Below are 18,862 nucleotides of genomic sequence, written 5' to 3' on the forward strand. Positions count from 1 at the left end.
TAGCCCATGGTAGAATGCCTGGTCCCATTTGTTAGGGAGCCACCGATCAACTCCCTGGAACCACGAGGAAACACAGTGGCCGTTCGTTACATTGAAACCTGCCGTTTGCCCACCCCTTTCGGAGTCTTTGATATGCACGGCTTCGAGGAGCCGGAGACCGGCAAGGAGCACGTGGCACTGACGCTGGGTGATATCAGCTCCGGCGAGCCTGTGTTGGCGCGAACCCATTCCGAATGCCTGACCGGCGACGCGCTCTACAGCATGCGCTGTGACTGTGGTTATCAGTTGGAGGAGGCTCTGCGCAGCATTGCCCGGGAAGGACGGGGGATTTTGATGTACCTGCGCCAGGAAGGTCGTGGTATTGGTCTGTTGAACAAGATCCGCGCCTATCACCTGCAGGACCAGGGCGCCGATACGGTGGAGGCCAACGAGCGTCTGGGGTTTGCCGCTGACCTGCGCGACTACAGCATGTGCAAGGACATGCTTGACCACCTTGGGGTATCAGCACTGCGTTTGATGACCAACAATCCCAGGAAAGTCAAAGCGCTGGAATCGTATGGTATTCGCATTGCCGAGCGCATGCCCCTGCATGTGGGGCGCAATCCCCACAATGAAAGCTATCTCAATACCAAGCAGAGCAAGCTGGGGCACTGGCTGGAGACCCACCAGGACGATGATCCGTTTTAAACTCTGACCGGAGGGCACCCTGTGGTCAATGATCGCCAGCGGGGGAGGCCTTTCCGGGAATTTCGAAGGCCAGGGATGGCCTGAGAGAAGCGCACATGGATGTGCTTGTAGCGGTTCCCGGAAAGGCCTCCCCCGCTGGCAGTCCTCCGCTGTCTACAGGCTAGCCAGCCGATCCACAATTGCCTGACCGATACCCTCGGCGTCCAGCCCGCACTCACTGAGCAGTTCCCCGTGCTTGCCGTGATCGACAAACCGGTCCGGTAACCCAAGCTGGAGCACTGGCACCGTGAGCTGGTTGGCGTTCAGGTATTCGCACACGGCGCTGCCCGCGCCGCCGGCGATGGCGTTCTCTTCCAGGGTCACCAGCAGATCGTGCTGCTCGGCCAGTTCCCGCACCAGCGCTTCATCCAGGGGTTTTACGAACCGCATGTCCGCCACGGTGGCGTTCAGGCCGTCGGCCGCTTCCAGGGCAGAATGCAGCAGGGTGCCGAAGTTCAGGATAGCCACCTGTTTGCCGTCGCGGACCCGGCGCCCCTTACCCAACGGCAGAGCCGTCAGTTCCTGCTGGATTTCCGTGCCCGGGCCGGTGCCTCGCGGATAGCGAACGGCCGCCGGTCCCTGATGATGCAGGCCGGTGTGCAGCAACTGACGGGTTTCGTTTTCATCTGACGGGGTCATGACCACCATGCCGGGGATGCAGCGCAGGTAGCTGATGTCGAACGCGCCGGCGTGGGTGGGGCCGTCTTCGCCCACCAGGCCCGCCCGGTCAATGGCAAACAGTACGTCCAGATCCTGAATGGCCACGTCGTGAATCAGCTGGTCATAGGCGCGCTGCAGGAAGGTGGAGTAGATCGCCACTACCGGCTTGGCGCCATCGCAGGCGAGACCGGCGGCCAAGGTGACGGCGTGCTGCTCGGCAATGGCCACGTCAAAGTAGCGGTCCGGGAAGCGTTTAGAGAAGGCCACCAGGTCCGAGCCCTCGCACATGGCCGGGGTGATGCCCACCACCCGGGCATCCTGCTCAGCCGCATCACACAGCCATTGCCCGAACACGTTGGCGTACTTGGGCCCGGGGCTGGACGGTTTGGCCGGTTCGGACTTGTTGGCCGGCACCGGTTCTATCTTGTTAATGGCATGGTAGCCCACCGGGTCTGCCTCGGCCGGCGCAAAGCCCTTGCCCTTGGTGGTGACGACATGCAGGAACTGCGGGCCCTCTAGCTCGCGCAGGTTTTCCAGGGTTTCCACCAGCAACGGCAGGTCATGGCCATCGATGGGGCCGATGTAGTTGAAGCCCAGTTCCTCGAACAGGGTGCCGGGGGCAATCATGCCCTTGAAGTGTTCTTCGGTCTTCTTCGCCAGTTGCATCAGCGGTGGCGCGGCTTTCAGCACCTTCTTGCTGCTGTTGCGCATGTGGTTGTAGGTGCGGCTGGCCAGTAGTTTGGCAAAGTAATTGGACAGCCCGCCCACGTTCTGGGAGATCGACATGTCGTTGTCGTTCAGGATCACCAGCATGTCAGCGTGCAGGTGCCCGGCGTGATTCAGCGCTTCGAAGGCCATGCCGGCGGTCATGGCGCCATCGCCAATCACCGCAATGCTCTTGCGCCCGGATTTCTGCAGGCGGGCGGCGATGGACATGCCCAGTGCGGCGCTGATGGAGGTGCTGGAGTGGCCCACGCCGAAGGTATCGTATTCGCTCTCGGCCCGTTTCGGGAAACCAGCCAGTCCGCCCTTGCGACGGATGCTGCCCATCCGGTCCCGGCGCCCGGTCAGGATCTTGTGGGGATAGGCCTGGTGGCCGACATCCCACAGCAGGCGGTCAAAGGGCGTGTTGAACACATAGTGCAGGGCCACGGTAAGCTCGAGCACGCCAAGGCCGGCACCAAAATGCCCGCCGGTCTGGCCCACGGACCACAACAGGAAGGCCCGCAGTTCACGGGCAAGGCGCGGCAGGTCTTCTGCCGGAAGCTCGCGGAGTTGGGCCGGAAGCTCAATCCGGTCCAGCAGCGGAGTGTTGGGCCGCTGTGACGGGATTTCTTTGAATGTGTAAATGTCCTGCATCTGCTCGGGTCTTATGGGCTATCCGGTGATTGTATAGTCGGTTACGACCAAGTGTGCGCTTTTGGCTCGGGGTGGTTCAATGGCTGCGCGCGACCACGTAATCTGCCATCGTTCGCAACGGATCGGCTTCGGGGCCAAAGTCCGCCAGGCTGTCCTGGGCCAGGGCAAGTAGTTTGTGCAAGTGTTCCCTGGCGCCTTCGATGCCCAGCAGGGACGGGTAGGTTGGCTTTTCCCGGGCCATATCGGAGCCCTGGGGTTTGCCGATTACCTCGGTGCTGCCTTCGATATCCAGCAGGTCATCCTGCACCTGAAAGGCCAGACCCAGGGCCCGGGCATAGGTGGTCAGTGCCTCGAGCCGGTCTGCATCGGGTTCCGGGCTGCACAGAGCGCCCATGCGGACACTGGCTTCAATCAGGGCGCCGGTCTTGTGACGATGCATGTTCTCCAGCTCGTGGAGGGTCAGTGCTTTGCCAACCGATTCCAGGTCGATGGCCTGGCCTCCCACCATGCCCTTGTGGCCAGCGGCATGGGCGAGTTCCCGGACCATGGCCAGGCGCGCTTTGCTGGTCCGGTCATGGTCATTGGCCAGCAGGTCGAACGCCAGTGCCTGCAGGGCGTCTCCCGCCAGGATGGCGGAGGCTTCGTCAAAGGCGATGTGGGTGGTCGGCCGGCCCCGGCGCAGGTTGTCGTCGTCCATGGCAGGCAGATCGTCGTGGATCAGGGAGTAGGCATGCACCAGCTCCAGCGCACAGGCCGGGGCCAGTGCGGCTTCCAGAGCGACATCCATGGCCCGGGCTGCGGCCAGGCATAATGCCGGGCGAATGCGCTTTCCACCGCCAAGGACACTGTAACGCATGGCCGCCTGCAGACGCTCCGAGGCGCCGTCCTGCTCAATGCAGCGGTCCAGTTCGGTATCCACCAGCTCACGGCAGGTATTGAGGAATTCCATTGCTGCCAGGTTCTGTTCGGTCATTAGCTGGCATCGTCCGGTGAGAATGGTCGTGTTTCCAGGCTGCCATCGCCGGTCTGCACCAGTTGCTCCACCCGTTGTTCGGCACTTTTCAGTGCCTGCTGGCATTCGCGGGTAAGCTTGACGCCCCGTTCAAAGGCGCTCAGCGATTGCTCCAGCGATAATTCGCCCTGCTCAAGGTTGCGTACGAGCTGTTCCAGCTCATCCAGGGACTTTTCGAAGTCGGCTATGGAGGTTGTCTTATTGTCACCGGCCATCGGGCCCTCCGGTCGGGTGGCAGAATTTTCGGGGATTATATCAGAGCCCGAGGGCTATCGCTGCCAGCCAAATTGCCGACATTCAGCTTTTTCTGCCATGGGTCCCCAGCTTTGCTCGGTTACCCGAATCTGTCCTTCGGCGCTGATGGTGAAGACAGTGGTGGCGCGGGTGCCATAATGCTCACCGGTAATGAACGGCGATGACAGCAGGCGCTCGGTATCCAGGCCCACACCTGTATCCGGCAACAGGTGGTCGGGCGCCGGTGTCGGGTCCTGCAACAGTTCTATCAGCTCCCGATGCAGCTTTTCGGCATTGTTGTCGGCTGTGGTTACTGTTCTGGTCAGGGCCTGGCGCAGGCGCAGCAACTTGGGCCAGGGGGTCTCGAGCAGATGATTGCTAAGCCCAAAAGCGCCCTGGTAGATGCTGCGGCCAGGGTGTGCGTCCCGGTTGCTATAATACCAACCACTTTCTGCGTTCAGTTGAATCAGGTTGAAGCCGGCGTATTGGCTGGCGTGGTTGTTCAGGCTCTGGAACAGTTGGTGCCTGGGTTCGATCAGGGCGCGCAGGGGTAATTCGCCCCGCGAGCGTTCCGCGGTATCGGTCATGCCTTCGCGGACGTTGGTCACGGCGCTGATGCGGCCATCTTCGGTAATCGCCAGCCAGGTGCCATTGGAGCGCAGGTCCTTGCCGGCAAGAATCCGGGTGCCGTCGTCTGTCCGCCACCAGTCCATGGCTCGGGTTGGGCGATTAAAGACTTCGTCCCGATTGGCGGCGAGCACGAGCGGGAAGTGTGGGTTCTGACCAAGAGTGAAGGCAATCAGGCACATAAATCATTCGGGCGCTGGTTTTGAGAAACGGCAACGGTGAAGTGAAGTCGCCGCATGCGATGTGTATCATACCAGCCCTGACTCAGGCGGGTGTGGACACTTATGGATTTGTTAGCGGTATTTGCAGGTTACCTGGGACTGGGCGCTCTGGCTGGTGTGATGGCCGGGCTGTTTGGTATCGGTGGCGGCCTGGTGATTGTCCCGGCGCTCATTTTCAGTTTCGAGCTTCAGGGCATCAGTGAGGAGGTCAGCGCTCACCTGGCCGTCGGCACCTCACTGGCCACCATTGTGTTCACGTCCCTCTCCTCCATCCGGCAGCATAATAAACACCGGTCCGTTCGCTGGGATCTCTTTCGTCCGATGACAGTGGGCATTGTTGGTGGCGCCATTCTCGGTGCCTGGACCGTCGCCTTCATGAGCGGCGACCTGCTGCAGATGGTCATCGGCATCTTTGCCATCTCAGTGGGGCTGAAAATGTTGGTCATGGTTAACCCCAAGCCCGGACGTGATGTGCCAGGGAGCGTGGGTCTGGGCGTCGCTGGTAGCGGTATCGGCTGGGCGTCGGCCATTTTTGGGATCGGCGGCGGCACACTGACCGTCCCGTACCTGAGCTGGTGTAATGTGCGCATGCAGCAGGCCGTGGGCACGTCGTCTGCCTGTGGTTTGCCCATTGCCCTGGCGGGTGCCGCCGGCAATATGTGGACGGGCTGGTCACACCCGCACCTGCCGGATTACAGCTTGGGGTATGTCTATCTGCCCGCCCTGTTTGGCGTTATCCTGACCAGCGTGTTTTTTGCCAGGGTAGGTGCCAACCTCGCACACCGGCTGGACGCCAAACTACTCAAACGCATCTTCGCTATTGTGCTCCTGGTTGTGGGGCTTCGTTTTATTCTGAGCTGAGAGGTTATTGATGCTTCAGCATCCACAATTTGACCCCGTGGCGATTGCCCTGGGGCCGGTGCAGATTCACTGGTATGGCCTGACCTACCTCTTTGGTTTTCTGGCCGGGTGGCTGTTGGGGCGCATGAGAAGCCACAAGCCCTGGTCGCCGCTTGATGAGCAACAGGTGGGCGATCTGCTGTTTTACCTGGCGCTGGGTGTGATTCTCGGGGGGCGCTTTGGTTATGTGATTTTCTATAATTTTGATGCCTTCCTGGCCGACCCGCTCTGGTTGCTGAGGGTTTGGGAAGGTGGCATGTCCTTCCACGGTGGCTTGTTGGGTGTGATGCTGGCTATGTGGTGGTATGGGCGCAAGACCGATGCCGGCTTCTGGCGCATCGCTGATTTTGTAGCACCCCTGGTGCCCATCGGATTGGGTGCCGGACGTATTGGCAACTTTATTAACGGCGAGCTCTGGGGCAAACCCACGGACGTGCCCTGGGGCATGGTGTTTCCGATGGCGCCCGACAGTTTGGCGCGTCATCCCTCCCAGCTTTACCAGTTCGCCCTCGAAGGCGTGGCGCTATTTGTGATCCTGTGGTGGTTTTCGTCGAAGCCTCGCCCGAAAATGGCCGTCTCTGGTCTGTTCCTGATCGGTTATGGGGTGTTCCGTTTCCTGGTGGAATTCGTTCGCCAGCCGGACCCGCAGTTGGGTTACCTTGCCTTTGGCTGGCTGACCATGGGGCAGGTGCTTTCCCTGCCCATGATCCTGGCCGGTGCCGTGCTTATGTTTATTGCTTATCGGAGAAACGCCTGATGAAAGCCTACCTCGACCTGATGCAAGACGTCGTCGACAACGGAATTGACAAGGGGGATCGCACCGGCGTGGGCACCCGTTCGGTGTTCGGGCGTCAGCTGCGTTTCGACCTGAATGAAGGCTTTCCCCTGGTGACCACGAAGAAAGTGCACCTGCGCAGCATCATTTACGAACTGCTTTGGTTTCTTCAGGGTTCGACCGACAACAACTGGCTGAAAGAGCGCAAGGTGTCCATCTGGAACGAGTGGGCTCTGGAAAACGGTGACCTTGGTCCGATCTACGGCAAACAGTGGCGCAGCTGGCAGTGCCCGGATGGCAGCACGGTGGACCAGATCAGCGAGGTGATTGAGCAGATCCGCACCAAGCCCAACTCCCGTCGGCTAATCGTCTCCGCCTGGAACCCGGCCGAGCTCCCGGATGAAACCATTGGGCCCCAGGACAACGTCCGCGAAGGCCGCATGGCCCTGGCGCCGTGCCACTGCCTGTTCCAGTTCTACGTGGCCGACGGCAAGCTCTCCTGCCAGCTGTACCAGCGCAGCGCGGACCTGTTCCTTGGTGTGCCGTTCAACATCGCCAGCTATGCGCTGTTGACCCACATGATTGCCCAGCAGTGTGATCTGGACGTCGGTGAGTTCGTTCATACCTTTGGAGACTGCCACCTGTACCAGAATCACCTGACCGATGACATTGTTTTTGAGCAACTGACGCGGGAGCCCCGGGCCTTGCCGAAACTGGTCATCAAGCGCAAGCCGGACTCCATTTTTGACTATGAACTTGAGGACTTCGAGTTCGAGGGTTATGAGCCATACCCGGTCATTAAAGCGCCGATTGCCATCTGAGCCAAAAAACAGGATTCGAACCAATGAGAAAGGCACTGATCGTGGCCATGGCCCAGAACCGGGTTATCGGCCGGAATAACAAGCTGCCCTGGTACCTGCCGGGCGATCTGAAGTACTTCAAGCAGGCCACCATGGGCAAGCCCATCGTCATGGGCCGGAAAACCTGGGACTCCATTGGCCGACCTCTGCCTGGGCGCATGAACGTGGTGATTTCCCGTAATCCGGAATGGCAGGCGCCGACCGGTACAACACCGGCGGACTCACTGGACGCCGCCTTGGTCAAAGCCGAAGCCCAGGCCACACTCGATGGCAGTGACGAAGTCATGATCATCGGCGGTGGGCAGATCTACGCCGAAGCGTTGCCCCAGGTGGATCGCATGTACGTGACTCTGGTGCATGCCGATGTGGACGGCGATGCCTGGTTTCCGGAAGTGAACTGGGACGAGTGGGAAGAAATCGGGCGGGAAGATTTCGAGGCGTCTGACAACAACCCCTATGACTACAGTTTCGTGGTGTACCAACGCCGCCAGTCAGCCTGACCGACGGCGTTGAACAGGCGCGGTGTTAGCCGCGCTTGGGGCCTTTTCCTGAGGGTTTGCCGTTGGGCTTGCCCTTGCCACCTTTCGAGAAACCTCCGGGCTTGCCGCCCTTGCGGAAGTTCTTGCCCGGGGGGCCTTTACGGAAGTTTTTCTTGCCCCGTGGCGGTCCGTTGCGGTCCCGACGCGGTGCCGTGGAAATCTCCGGCAAGGCTTCGGGCTGCTTCAGTGGCAGCGAATCCGGCTGGGAGGCTTCCATCCAGCAGGCCAGGGCGCCGGCGACGGCAGCCATGTCCATGTCGTTGCGCTCGGCAATTTCGTCCAGCAGGGCGATGGCCTTGGCGGATCTCGGATCGTCGGTGAAGCTCAGCAGTTGCTGTTCGAACTGTTCCACCCGCATCTTCTGCAGCGCGTCCGGCGATGGCAGCTGGTACGGTTCCATGGGCGAGTTGGTGGCTCGCTCCAGGGTGCGCAGCCAGCTACGCTCGCGGGGCGTCACCAGCAGGATTGCCTTGCCCTTGCGTCCCGCACGACCGGTTCGGCCCACGCGGTGAATGTAAGCCTCGGTGTCGTAGGGCACATCGTAGTTGATCACGTGGGTGATCCGGGGCACGTCGAGGCCACGGGCGGCCACGTCGGTGGCCACGATGATGTCTTTCTTGCCACGCTTGAGATCTTCAACCGTCATTTCACGCTGACGCTGGTTCAGATCACCATTAAGCGGCGCGACCGCATGGCCCCGGGCCGACAGTTTTTCGGCCAGCAGCGTGGTTTCGGCCTTGGTGCGCACGAAGATAATGGAGGCGTCGAACGGTTCCACTTCCAGAATACGGGTCAGGGCGTCAAGCTTGCGCTCCGCGTACACCGGCAGCACGAACTGTGAGATGCGCTCAACCGTGCGGGTTTCGCTCTCAATCTTTACTTCTGTCGCATTCTTCAGGTAGGTCTGGGCGACCTTCTTGATCTGCGGCGGCATGGTGGCGGAGAACAGTGCACGTTGGCAGTTGTCCGGGGTCTTGGCCAGAATCGCTTCCACGTCGTCAATGAAACCCATGCGCAGCATTTCGTCGGCTTCATCCAGCACCAGGGCTTTCAGGCTGCCCAGTTTCAGTGTGCCCTTGCGCAAGTGGTCCAGCATCCGGCCCGGCGTGCCCACGATCACCTGGGCGCCACGCTTCAGGCCGCGAATCTGGGGCGAGAAATCCTGGCCACCGTAAATCGGCAGAACGTGAAAGTTGCTGAACTTGCTGGCGTAGGTGGTGAACGCCTCGGCCACCTGAATGGCGAGTTCCCGGGTAGGCGCGAGCACCAGAATCTGTGGTTCCGCGACCGACGCATCAATGCGGCTCAACAGCGGCAGCGCGAACGCGGCGGTTTTGCCGGTGCCGGTCTGGGCGACGCCCAACAGGTGGTTGCCGGCGATCAGTGCCGGGATGGATTGCGCCTGGATGGGCGAGGGTGTTTCATAGCCAACGGCGGAGACGGCTTCCAGTACAGCTGGATCCAGCCCCAGTTCGGCAAAAGACAATTCTGACATGAATGTACTCGGTATTCGAAGGGTATGGCATTGCGGGACAATGCATGGTTTCAGCGCATTATAGTCACTTTAGCGCGGCTTTAACACGTTTAATGCGGTGGGCTGGATAGGTAATTGCCGGGGAACGCGGTGCCTGCTGCACTCAGCAGGCAATGTCGAAGGAACGTTCGGGGTTGTCGATGTGGGCCAGCGCGTCGTCGCAGCAGTTGACGGCACCGCAGTCGTCGGCGGAGCACAGTGCCAGGACACTGCAATCAAAGTCCTGCTCGTTTTCACCCTGGTTCCGGAAAATCCGGGCACGGGACAGGATGGAATGGCAATGGCCGCAAAGCAAAGTCGGTACGGCGCTACGTTCTGCAAGAAGGGCCGTATAGTAATTGTTGTCTGTCATGATAATCCTCCTTAGCTAACAGTACGGGCGAATTGTGACACTTCAAAGTCAGTATCAGCCCGTACGCGTGTGTTTTTCCTTTCAACACTACGTATCAGTCGTCCGAACCGACCACTGGCCGTCGATTGGAGCGTTTGTCTTCCCAGTCTAGCTCATCCGGGTCATACCAGCCGATGGCATCAAGAACCTGTTGGCGGGTATGGCCGGACAGCGTTGGCCACAGCGCCTCGAATGCTTCCAGCCCCAGCTCTCTCTGGCGTTGCTGCTTGCTGTTCAGACGGCGAGTGATGGTCGGTAGCTTCAGAGCTTCGCCCAGTTGTCCCGGCACTTCCACTTCCTGGCCCATCACCTTGCGGCGATGAGTGCGGGCGGCCAGTATTTTTTGCAACTCGGCAGCCGCTTCCAAAGCGGTTTCGACGGTAAAATTCTCCAATAGTTCCAACCTGGCTGGTTAATTGGTGCACAATCAGCCATCTACTATAACCCGAAGTTGGCTACACCGGGCAAGCACCGTGGTAGGCTTGTGGCCAATCGGGTATTTGCCTTACGCCCATTCTCAAACAGGATGCTCTGGAATATGTACGCGAAACTTGAGACACGGACCTTCCTTGCCATGTTGCTTGGAGTCTCCCTGGCCTTCGTGTTGCTGATGAAGCCGTTTTTCGGCCCGATTTTCTGGGCGGTGGCCATGGCGGTGATCTTTCACCCGGTGGAGCGGTTGCTGGAGAGGCGGTTGGGTGATCGGCCCAACCTGAATGCCCTGATTACCCTGGCGATCGGTATTGTTATTGTGGTGATCCCTGTGCTGGGCCTTGGAGCCGCGCTGATCGCCGAGGGGATGGGGGTCTACCAGCAGATACAGGAAGGCGAAATTCGCCCGGGGGAATACATCGACCAGATCAACGAGTCCTTCCCCGCCATACAGGCCTTTCTCGCCCAGTTTGACGTCAACTTCGGTGAGTTGAGGGATCGCGCGGTAAGCGCGTTTCTGGGGGGGAGTCAGTTCCTGGCCAAGCAGGCCCTGGGCATTGGCCAGAATACCTTCCAGTTTTTCCTGGCGCTGGCGTTGATGGTGTACCTGACGTTTTTCCTGATCCGCGACGGCCAGAAACTGATTGAGCTGTTGATCCGGGCATTGCCGTTGGGCGACGAACGGGAGCGTCTACTGTTTGCCAAATTTGCCGAAGTAACCCGGGCCACGGTCAAGGGTAACTTGTTGATTGCCGTGATTCAGGGGGCGCTGGGTGGTCTGATTTTCTGGGTGCTGGGCATTACCGGCGCCTTGTTGTGGGGCGTGGTGATGGCGGTGGTGTCGCTGTTGCCGGCTGTCGGGGCAGCTATTGTGTGGGTGCCCGTTGCGCTTTACCTGGCGGCGATAGGGGAGGCAATTCCAGCCCTCGTGCTAACGGGTTACGGCGTGGTGGTTATCGGCCTGGCGGACAACCTGCTGCGCCCCATTTTCGTCGGGCGGGATACCAAGATGCCGGATTATCTGGTGTTGCTTTCCACGCTGGGGGGCATCGTTGTCTTTGGCATCAACGGGTTTGTGATGGGGCCGTTGGTCGCGGCCCTGTTCATGGCGTTCTGGGGTATCTTCATTCGGGAGTTCGGCCATGAGGCCCATCTGGCGGCTCAGACCGATGTTTCGGCCCGGGAGGATGCGTCGACGAGGGAAAGTTGAGCCGCAGTTACCTCGGGCGTCAGGGGCAGGGCCTGTTCCACTCGCCCACAAAAAAGCCCGCCAGGGAAATCCCGGGCGGGCTTTTTTATCGGGGCTGCAATCAGTCCAGTTTGGCAAGATCGCGAACCGCGCCCTTGTCGGCGCTGGTGGCCAGCAGGGCGTAGGCCTTCAGCGCCCCAGATACCTTGCGGTCCCGTGGCAGTTCTGGCTTCCAGCCTTTGGCATCCCGTGCCTCACGGCGTTTTTGCAGCTCTTCGTTAGTGAGCTTGACGTCGATGCTGCGGTTCGGGATGTCGATCAGGATGGTGTCGCCGGTCTCGATCAGGCCAATGGCTCCGCCGGCCGCTGCTTCTGGCGAGGCGTGGCCGATGGACAGTCCTGAAGTGCCGCCGGAGAAGCGGCCGTCGGTCAGCAGGGCGCATTCCTTGCCCAGCCCCTTGGATTTCAGGTAGCTGGTGGGGTAGAGCATTTCCTGCATGCCCGGCCCGCCTTTCGGGCCTTCGTAGCGGATGATAACCACCTCGCCGGATTTCACTTCGTCGTCCAGGATGCCTTTTACCGCCGCGTCCTGGCTTTCGAAGACCCGGGCTTTGCCTTCAAACACGTAGATGCTTTCATCCACGCCGGCGGTTTTCACCACGCAGCCGTCCAGGGCGATGTTGCCGTAGAGCACGGCCAGGCCGCCTTCGGAAGAGTAGGCGTTGGCCACGGAGCGGATGCAGCCATTTTCCCGGTCACCGTCCAGGCTCGGCCAGCGGGTGCTCTGGCTGAAGGCGGTTTGGGTGGGAATGCCTGCCGGGCCAGCTTTATAGAACTCCACCACTTCCGGTGACGGGGAGCGCATGATGTCCCAGATTTCCAGCGCTTCTTTCATGGTCTTGCTGTGCACAGTGGGCAGATCGGTATTGATCAGCCCCCCGCGTTCCAGCTCACCCAGGATGCCCATGATGCCACCGGCCCGGTGTACATCTTCCATGTGGTACAGCGGCGAGTTGGGGGCCACCTTGCACAGCTGCGGTACCTGGCGGGAGAGTTTGTCGATGTGGGCCATGGTGAAGTCCACGCCACCTTCCTGGGCCGCAGCCAGCAGATGCAGGATGGTGTTGGTGGAACCGCCCATGGCGATGTCCATGATCATGGCGTTCTCGAAGGCCTCGAAGGAGGCAATGCTGCGGGGCAGTACGCTGGCATCATTCTGCTCATAGTAGCGCTTGGCGTTCTCGACGATCTGACGCCCGGCGTTCAGGAACAATTGTTCCCGGTCGGCGTGGGTGGCCAGCAGGGAGCCATTGCCCGGCAGCGACAGGCCGATGGCTTCGGTCAGGCAGTTCATGGAGTTGGCGGTGAACATGCCGGAGCAGGAGCCGCAGGTGGGGCAGGCGCTGCGCTCGTATTCTTCCACCTGCTCATCGGAGACGGACGGGTCGGCGGCGATGACCATGGCATCCACCAGGTCCAGCTTGTGCTCGGAGAGCTTGGTCTTGCCGGCTTCCATGGGGCCGCCGGAGACGAAAATCACCGGAATGTTGAGGCGCATGGCAGCCATGAGCATGCCCGGGGTGATCTTGTCGCAGTTGGAGATACACACCAGCGCGTCGGCACAATGGGCGTTGACCATGTATTCCACGGAATCGGCGATGATTTCCCGGGACGGCAGGGAATAGAGCATGCCATCGTGGCCCATGGCGATGCCATCGTCGACGGCAATGGTATTGAATTCCTTGGCCACACCGCCGGCCTCTTCAATTTCCCGACACACCAGCTGGCCCAGGTCTTTCAGGTGTACGTGGCCGGGCACAAACTGGGTGAAGGAGTTGGCGACGGCAATGATCGGCTTGCCGAAATCGTCATTCTTCATGCCAGTGGCACGCCAGAGTGCACGGGCGCCGGCCATGTTACGACCGCCGGTGGAGGTGTAGGAACGATACTGAGGCATGGTGTGCGGTTCTCTCTTGCTGTGCGGTGAGTCAAAAAAACACAGGATACCAGATTCGGCGCAGGTCGCATGGCTGTTTTGGTGGCATGCGCTTACACTGAGTAACAGTTGGGTCGTGAGTTTTAACCAATTTTCGGAGAATAATCTATGGCAGACCGGCAAAGCCTCTCGCTGCGTCGCCTGAAGCAGTTCCAGCCCCTGAATCGCCTGACGGATGACCAATTGGTCTTGCTGGCGCATCGGGCAGAGCGCCGAACCCATAATGTGGGTGAACGGGTTATGGAGCGCGGAGTCCGGGATGGGCTGGAGTATTTTCTGATCACGGGGGCGGTGGAGCTGGAGTCACCGGACGGCCGCCAGTTGACCATCGATGCCGGCACAGACAAGGCCCTTAACCCTATCGCCCGCCTGCAGCCACGAATGTATGACGTGACTGCCGTGGAATACTGCGAGTTTCTGGTGGTGGAGCAGGAAGTGCTCGGCCAGATGCTGCGCTCGGCCCCGGCGCTGCAATCCGAGATGCAGTCCAGTGATGCCGTGGATGATGAGACCGAGGAAAATCATCTGCTGATGGAGTTCTACGCCGAGCTACGGTCCAACCAGGTGCGCTTGCCCAGCGTACCGGATGTGGCCTGGAAGGTGCGCCGGATCGTTGACCGGGAGGACACATCGGCCGGGGACGTCGCCACGGCGATCTCCGCTGACCCGGCCATTGCGGTAAAGCTGGTGCGGGCCTGTAACAGTCCGCTCTACCGGGGCCTTGGCGAAGTACACAATGTTCGCGATGCAGTGATTCGTCTGGGCATGCAGACCACCCGTCAGCTGGTCACGGTTTTCGCCATGCAAGAGGTGTTCAAGACACGGCGTGCCTCCCTGCAGGCTCACATGGAGCAGCTCTGGCGGCATTCCCGCGAGGTGGCGGCATTGTCCCGCGTGCTGGCAGAGCATGCCACGCGCATCGACCCGGAGCAGGCCATGCTGGCGGGGCTGCTGCATGACATCGGCGTAGTGCCGATTCTGGTCCAGGCCGAGCACCACCCCAAGCTGTTTGCCGATGAAAAGAACCTGCGGCATGCTGTGGCCGATCTGCGTGCCGATATTGGTTGTGCGGTGCTGGAGAACTGGGCTTTCCCGAAAGCGTTTGTCGATGTGGCCCGCTACGCCGAGGACTGGCATCACGAATGCCCGGAACCCGAACCTCAGCTGGCGGACGTGGTGATTGTGGCCCAGCTGCACTCGATGATCGGCAGTGGCCAGAATGATCAGTTGCCGCCTTTTGAGCAGGTGCCCGCCTGGCAACGGCTGGGCGAGCTGGACCTGAATGCTTCCCGGAGCCTGCAGCTGCTCAGCGAAGCCCGTGAAAAAGTGGACGAAGTGCACAAGCTTCTGTCGATACGATAACGCTGCCGGAGCCTGTCGAGTTGTGAACCATGTGATCAAGGATATTCCGCTGTTCCCCCTGAATTCGGTAATTCTGCCAGGGGGGCGTATTCCCATGCAGTTGTTCGAGCCCCGTTATCTCGACATGCTGACTCGTTGCCTCAAAGAGGATCGCGGTTTTGTGGTGGTCCTGCTACGTGAAGGCACGGAGGTGTCACTCAGGACCGACTTCTATGACATTGGCACCTATGTGCGGATCGTGGATTTTCAGCAACTGGATAATGGCCTGCTGGGCATTACAGTGGAAGGCGACCGGAAGGTCCGGGTTCTGAAAAACGCCCAGCAGAGCGATGGCCTCAACCTGGGGGACGTGGAGCAACTGCCGCCTGAAGAAATCGCGGAGGTGCCAGAGCACCTGTACGAGCTCTCATCCGTGCTCAAGGCATTGGGCCGGCACCCCGCCATCCGGGAGCTGGATATGGACGTGGATTACCACGATGCACGTCACGTGGGCTGGCGCCTGAGCGAGCTTCTGCCTTTGGAGAGCCATCAGAAGCAGCACCTGCTGGAGTTGCAGAGTCCGTTGGAGCGACTGGAGCGTCTGCAGGCGTTCCTGGAAAACCTGAAAGGCTCCTGAGGCCGATGGGCGACTAACCCGGCCAGGGGCGATAAGCGGCAATGGCGCTTTGCCAGTGGCTGGTGAAGTACAGGGCAATAAAGCCCAGCCATAACGCCAGTGCGACCCAGGTAAACACGTCCCCTTTCAGGGCAACCCGGTCATAACGGCTGTAGCTGGCCCGGGTGGCGCCGGTAATGGCCAGCCCCAGCAGCAATCCGCCCAGTACGTCCGTGAACCAGTGGACTCCCAGATACAGCCGGCTGAGCGCCACGGGTATCAGGGGCAATGACATCAGCAGGTAGGTTTGCCAGCGCTGCTTTTTGCGACCCTCGGCGGCAACGAAGCTGGCGGCCAGAGTGAAGAATACAGTGGCGCCGGCGGTGTGGCCGCTGGGAAAACCTCCGGACTGGGGCGGCTCAGCCACCAGATTGGGGCGCGGAATGCCAATGCCGCTCTTCAGAGCCATTACCGTGACCGTTGTAACCACGGCTGCGGCTGCAACATGGCCAGCAGCAGCGTAATAGCCCCGAAAGCCCAGGGTCAGAACCGTCAGCAGTGCCGCTGCCAGCAGGATGGGCGGGTCTCCCAGCATGGTAACGGCCACCATCGGAAGATCCAGAGCTGGTTGGCGCAGCAGAGTGAACCATTCCAGCACCTGGGTATTGATCTTGGCCAGTGTCGGGCTATGGGATACCAGCGCGGCTAAAATCGCGAACAATGCAGCGCCCGCCGCCGCCATGACCAGTGAAGGCAGCGGAAACTCGCCCCGGCGGCTCGGCCGTTCGTTGGTGTAAAGCCGCCAGAAACGATGGGTGGCGTCGTAGCTGACCATGCGCTGCTCGAGCCAGCGATAGATCCGGCTGCCTTCTCCCAGGCCCAGTCCCAGCCTCAGGGCGACAACGTAGGTGATTAACAGGGTTGCCCCGGCAACCCCCAGAACCGGATAGAAATGCGGCGGGGGTTGAATCTCGCTGGCGACGGCCGTGCCCAGGGCATATCCCGGCATCACATAGACGATGGCCCAGCCAGCGGCGGACAGCACGTTGAAGGCGACAAACCTGGCCCACGACATATGGAAGGCGCCGGCGATCAGTGGCATCACCGGGCGTATGGGACCGACAAAGCGCCCAATGATCACGCTTTTACCGCCATGGATCTGGAAAAAATGCTCCCCCCGGTCGACAACCCGTGGGTATCGGCTGAATGGCCAGACTGAATGCAGGCGGCCTTGCAGGAGCCGTCCCAGCGCAAAGCTCAGTGTGTCGCCGACGACCGCGCCAGTCCCCGCCCAGAAGAGAATCTCGGGAAGCGCCACGCCGCCATTGCCGGCCAGTATGGATAGCGCAAACAGCAGGGCGACGCCGGGCACCAGAATGCCGGCGATGGCCAGCGACTCGATGCAAGCGGTGGCGAAGAGTGCGAAAGTCAGCCAGCCGGGGTGGGCGCTTACCCAGGCTGTTATGTTGGCCAGCCAGTCTCCGGTCATGCCTGCGCCGGTTCTCCGGGAATAAACCAGGCCGTATCCGCCCCTCGTTGACGAGCTTCGGCCATGGCCTGCAGGGCCCGGGCCTTGAGGGTTTCTGCCTGGGTGTCATCGCTGCTGCGGGTGGTACAACCCAGGCTGATGGCCACCGGCCCCACCTCCGGCCATTCCTGCTCACTGATGCTGCGGCGGATTCGCTCAGCAATCACCCGGACCCCTTCTTCCGGGGTGAAGGGCAGCACCAGAAAGAACATGGCGTCATCACCGCTGTAGAGTGAGTCGCCGGCCCGAATGATGTCGAACAGCTGGCGGGTAATGTTGCGTAAAAGCGTTTGCAGTCCCCGAGTGCCATGCAGGGAACGGATTTCTTCGGCGTGGTCCAGGTCCAGGGCAATCATCGACAGGGGATGACCGGTGGCAATGGCCCGGCTGATTTCCTTTTGCAGGGTTTCATCCAGGAAACGGGGGTTCTGCGCACCGGTAACCGGGTCGGTCAGGGCTAGGTCTTTGGCGGACTCTGCCATATGGTCGTAACGCCAGGCATACCAGGCAGTGATGGCCAGCAGGAGCAGAAGGCCGCCGGTTAGGTTCAGTGCAGCTACCAAGGGGCTGGTGAACCAGGACACCAGAAGCACGGGGACCAACAGTGCCGCTGACAGAAGGAGGCCGCGTCGCAGGGGCAGGATCAACAGGTTGAGTACTACCAGCGGCGCGGCCCAGTGGCCAATGCCGGGGGCGTCAAGGGTTACCACGGTCGCCGCCAGACCGGCATTGATGAGTGTCAGAAGGATGGCGTGGCCCGGAGCTGACAGTTGGTGGCGGCGGCAGATGACGGTATAGGCCAGTCCAACCAGTAGAACAGCCGCCATTGCCAGGCCGAGATAAAACAGGTTGTAGAAACCGTAGCGCAGGTTCTGTAACGCCAGGATGGCAATAAACCCGGCGGCCAGGGTGTAGCCACCGGCGTGTGTCCAGGTTCGGAGTCGGGTTTCCGTCATGGTCTGGCTCCCGTGCTGCCATTATCCGGGTGTGCGTCGTGGCTAAGGGCCTGGGACCGGTCAGCGCTTTTTTGCTGAGCCCGGCGCAGGGCTTTGACCGCGTTTTGCTGAAGGCTTTCGGCGTCGTCACCAATATTCAGGCCGGCAACGCCGCTACTGGATGTCATGTTCAAGCCTTGGTTTGTCATCAGCTGGTCCAGGCCCGGGCGAAGGGCGCTGATGGTTTGTGTGGCTTCGGCGGTGTTCATGCCGGGCAGGATGATCAGAAATTCAAGGTTTCCGGTTCGGTAGTAGGTGTCGAAATCCCGCAGTTTCCCGTGCAGGTAGTGACCAATCCGGGGCAGGATCGCGAGAATGTCTTCTTCCGGGACAGCCTCACCTGGCGCGCCGTCCAGACCCAGGATGGCCACGGACAGGTTACTGCCTTCCCGTTCGCTGCGCTGGATTTCCTTGTGCAGGTCAGCGGAGAGAAATTCCCGGCTGGCGGCCTGGGTCAGCTCATCGGTGCGTCTTAGTGGCAGGAGCTGACGGGATTTGTACTCGCGCATGAACACCAGGATCATGGCAAGAAGTGTGGCCAGGCTCAGGGCGGCCAGCATTTGGTGGCGATCGGGCAGGAGGACATGCCACTGGGTAATGATCACGGCCGCCGGCAGTATGATAGCCAGCAGGCCGGCGGCAATAGCCCCGGGGAAAATGGCGAAGGCGACGAGGGGCAGGGCATACAGCCAGTAGCTGAAGGACCAGAGCCCGAGCCAGAGAGCCGCCAGTACCAGCGGTGTCAGCGCCAGATAGACAATTTGATAAAGTCTGCCGGGCAGCGGTGGTTTAGTGACCGACTGGAGCATGGTGATGGTCCCTTGCTGGCGTATCCATTGAATATCGAAACCCGTGCAGCAATTATAATAGGCCTTTGGGGTGCGGACTTGAAACGCGAAAGGTAAAGTAACGGACCGAAATTGCAAA

General features: G+C 60.6%; 19 protein-coding genes. 8 read left to right on the top strand and 11 right to left on the bottom strand.

Features of this window, described 5'->3' with window-relative positions:
• Window positions 1-75: 75 nt before the first annotated feature.
• A complete protein-coding gene (gene ribA / locus BY454_RS04270; protein WP_104415562.1) occupies window positions 76-687 on the top strand; it encodes a GTP cyclohydrolase II in 612 nt (203 codons plus the stop codon).
• Between the two features lie 153 nt (window positions 688-840).
• Here the strand turns inward: ribA and dxs are convergent, their stop codons facing one another.
• From dxs to BY454_RS04290, 4 genes are all read right to left on the bottom strand, one after another.
• Window positions 841-2,745: a 1-deoxy-D-xylulose-5-phosphate synthase gene (gene dxs, locus BY454_RS04275; RefSeq protein ID WP_104415563.1), complete on the bottom strand. Its 1,905-nt coding sequence runs from the start codon at window positions 2,743-2,745 to the stop codon at window positions 841-843.
• A 76-nt stretch (window positions 2,746-2,821) separates the two neighbouring features.
• Window positions 2,822-3,718, bottom strand: a complete 897-nt coding sequence (locus BY454_RS04280) for a polyprenyl synthetase family protein (RefSeq protein ID WP_104415564.1) — start codon at window positions 3,716-3,718, stop codon at window positions 2,822-2,824.
• On the bottom strand, window positions 3,718-3,972 hold the full coding sequence (locus BY454_RS04285) for an exodeoxyribonuclease VII small subunit (protein ID WP_104415565.1): 255 nt from the start codon (window positions 3,970-3,972) through the stop codon (window positions 3,718-3,720). Before BY454_RS04285 ends, BY454_RS04280 begins: the two co-directional genes overlap by 1 nt.
• A gap of 54 nt (window positions 3,973-4,026) precedes the next feature.
• Window positions 4,027-4,800, bottom strand: coding sequence for an NRDE family protein (locus BY454_RS04290; protein WP_104415566.1), 774 nt, complete (start codon window positions 4,798-4,800; stop codon window positions 4,027-4,029).
• Between the two features lie 102 nt (window positions 4,801-4,902).
• Here BY454_RS04290 and BY454_RS04295 point away from each other — a divergent pair, with 102 nt between their 5' ends.
• Genes BY454_RS04295 through BY454_RS04310 form a run of 4 tightly spaced genes read left to right on the top strand, consistent with a single transcriptional unit; the run spans window position 4,903 to window position 7,874 of the window.
• The gene (locus tag BY454_RS04295; RefSeq protein ID WP_104415567.1) at window positions 4,903-5,700 is read left to right on the top strand and encodes a sulfite exporter TauE/SafE family protein; all 798 of its coding nucleotides are present in this window, start codon (window positions 4,903-4,905) and stop codon (window positions 5,698-5,700) included.
• Window positions 5,701-5,710: 10 nt separating this feature from the next.
• A complete protein-coding gene (gene lgt / locus BY454_RS04300) occupies window positions 5,711-6,496 on the top strand; it encodes a prolipoprotein diacylglyceryl transferase (RefSeq protein ID WP_104415568.1) in 786 nt (261 codons plus the stop codon).
• Window positions 6,496-7,335 carry a thymidylate synthase gene (locus tag BY454_RS04305; protein WP_104415569.1) on the top strand — a complete coding sequence of 280 codons (840 nt, stop codon included), beginning with the start codon at window positions 6,496-6,498 and terminating at the stop codon, window positions 7,333-7,335. Before lgt ends, BY454_RS04305 begins: the two co-directional genes overlap by 1 nt.
• 23 nt (window positions 7,336-7,358) lie before the next feature.
• A complete protein-coding gene (locus tag BY454_RS04310) occupies window positions 7,359-7,874 on the top strand; it encodes a dihydrofolate reductase (RefSeq protein WP_104415570.1) in 516 nt (171 codons plus the stop codon).
• 25 nt (window positions 7,875-7,899) lie between these two features.
• Here BY454_RS04310 and BY454_RS04315 read toward each other — a convergent pair whose 3' ends face one another.
• From BY454_RS04315 to BY454_RS04325, 3 genes are all read right to left on the bottom strand, one after another.
• The gene (locus BY454_RS04315) at window positions 7,900-9,408 is read right to left on the bottom strand and encodes a DEAD/DEAH box helicase (RefSeq protein WP_104415571.1); all 1,509 of its coding nucleotides are present in this window, start codon (window positions 9,406-9,408) and stop codon (window positions 7,900-7,902) included.
• A 142-nt stretch (window positions 9,409-9,550) separates the two neighbouring features.
• Window positions 9,551-9,799, bottom strand: coding sequence for a hypothetical protein (locus tag BY454_RS04320; RefSeq protein WP_104415572.1), 249 nt, complete (start codon window positions 9,797-9,799; stop codon window positions 9,551-9,553).
• Window positions 9,800-9,893: 94 nt separating this feature from the next.
• A complete protein-coding gene (locus BY454_RS04325; RefSeq protein WP_374953536.1) occupies window positions 9,894-10,232 on the bottom strand; it encodes a hypothetical protein in 339 nt (112 codons plus the stop codon).
• Between the two features lie 144 nt (window positions 10,233-10,376).
• Here BY454_RS04325 and BY454_RS04330 point away from each other — a divergent pair, with 144 nt between their 5' ends.
• A complete protein-coding gene (locus BY454_RS04330) occupies window positions 10,377-11,480 on the top strand; it encodes an AI-2E family transporter (RefSeq protein ID WP_104415574.1) in 1,104 nt (367 codons plus the stop codon).
• 100 nt (window positions 11,481-11,580) lie between these two features.
• Here BY454_RS04330 and ilvD read toward each other — a convergent pair whose 3' ends face one another.
• Window positions 11,581-13,416, bottom strand: coding sequence for a dihydroxy-acid dehydratase (gene ilvD, locus BY454_RS04335; protein ID WP_104415575.1), 1,836 nt, complete (start codon window positions 13,414-13,416; stop codon window positions 11,581-11,583).
• Window positions 13,417-13,563: 147 nt separating this feature from the next.
• Between ilvD and BY454_RS04340 the strand changes: the two genes are divergently transcribed.
• Complete coding sequence (locus BY454_RS04340) at window positions 13,564-14,817, top strand: HDOD domain-containing protein (RefSeq protein ID WP_104415576.1); 1,254 nt, start codon at window positions 13,564-13,566, stop codon at window positions 14,815-14,817.
• Window positions 14,818-14,839: 22 nt separating this feature from the next.
• Window positions 14,840-15,433, top strand: a complete 594-nt coding sequence (locus BY454_RS04345) for an LON peptidase substrate-binding domain-containing protein (RefSeq protein ID WP_258075560.1) — start codon at window positions 14,840-14,842, stop codon at window positions 15,431-15,433.
• A gap of 13 nt (window positions 15,434-15,446) precedes the next feature.
• Here BY454_RS04345 and BY454_RS04350 read toward each other — a convergent pair whose 3' ends face one another.
• Genes BY454_RS04350 through BY454_RS04360 form a run of 3 tightly spaced genes read right to left on the bottom strand, consistent with a single transcriptional unit; the run spans window position 15,447 to window position 18,744 of the window.
• A complete protein-coding gene (locus BY454_RS04350) occupies window positions 15,447-16,901 on the bottom strand; it encodes a phosphatase PAP2 family protein (protein WP_104415578.1) in 1,455 nt (484 codons plus the stop codon).
• Window positions 16,898-17,896, bottom strand: a complete 999-nt coding sequence (locus BY454_RS04355; protein WP_104415579.1) for a GGDEF domain-containing protein — start codon at window positions 17,894-17,896, stop codon at window positions 16,898-16,900. Before BY454_RS04355 ends, BY454_RS04350 begins: the two co-directional genes overlap by 4 nt.
• Window positions 17,893-18,744 (bottom strand): GGDEF domain-containing protein, encoded by an 852-nt coding sequence (locus tag BY454_RS04360; protein ID WP_104415580.1) that lies wholly within the window; start codon window positions 18,742-18,744, stop codon window positions 17,893-17,895. Before BY454_RS04360 ends, BY454_RS04355 begins: the two co-directional genes overlap by 4 nt.
• Window positions 18,745-18,862: the final 118 nt, after the last annotated feature.

Source organism: Marinobacter persicus (assembly GCF_002934325.1).
GTDB classification, from domain to species: Bacteria; Pseudomonadota; Gammaproteobacteria; order Pseudomonadales; family Oleiphilaceae; genus Marinobacter; species Marinobacter persicus_A.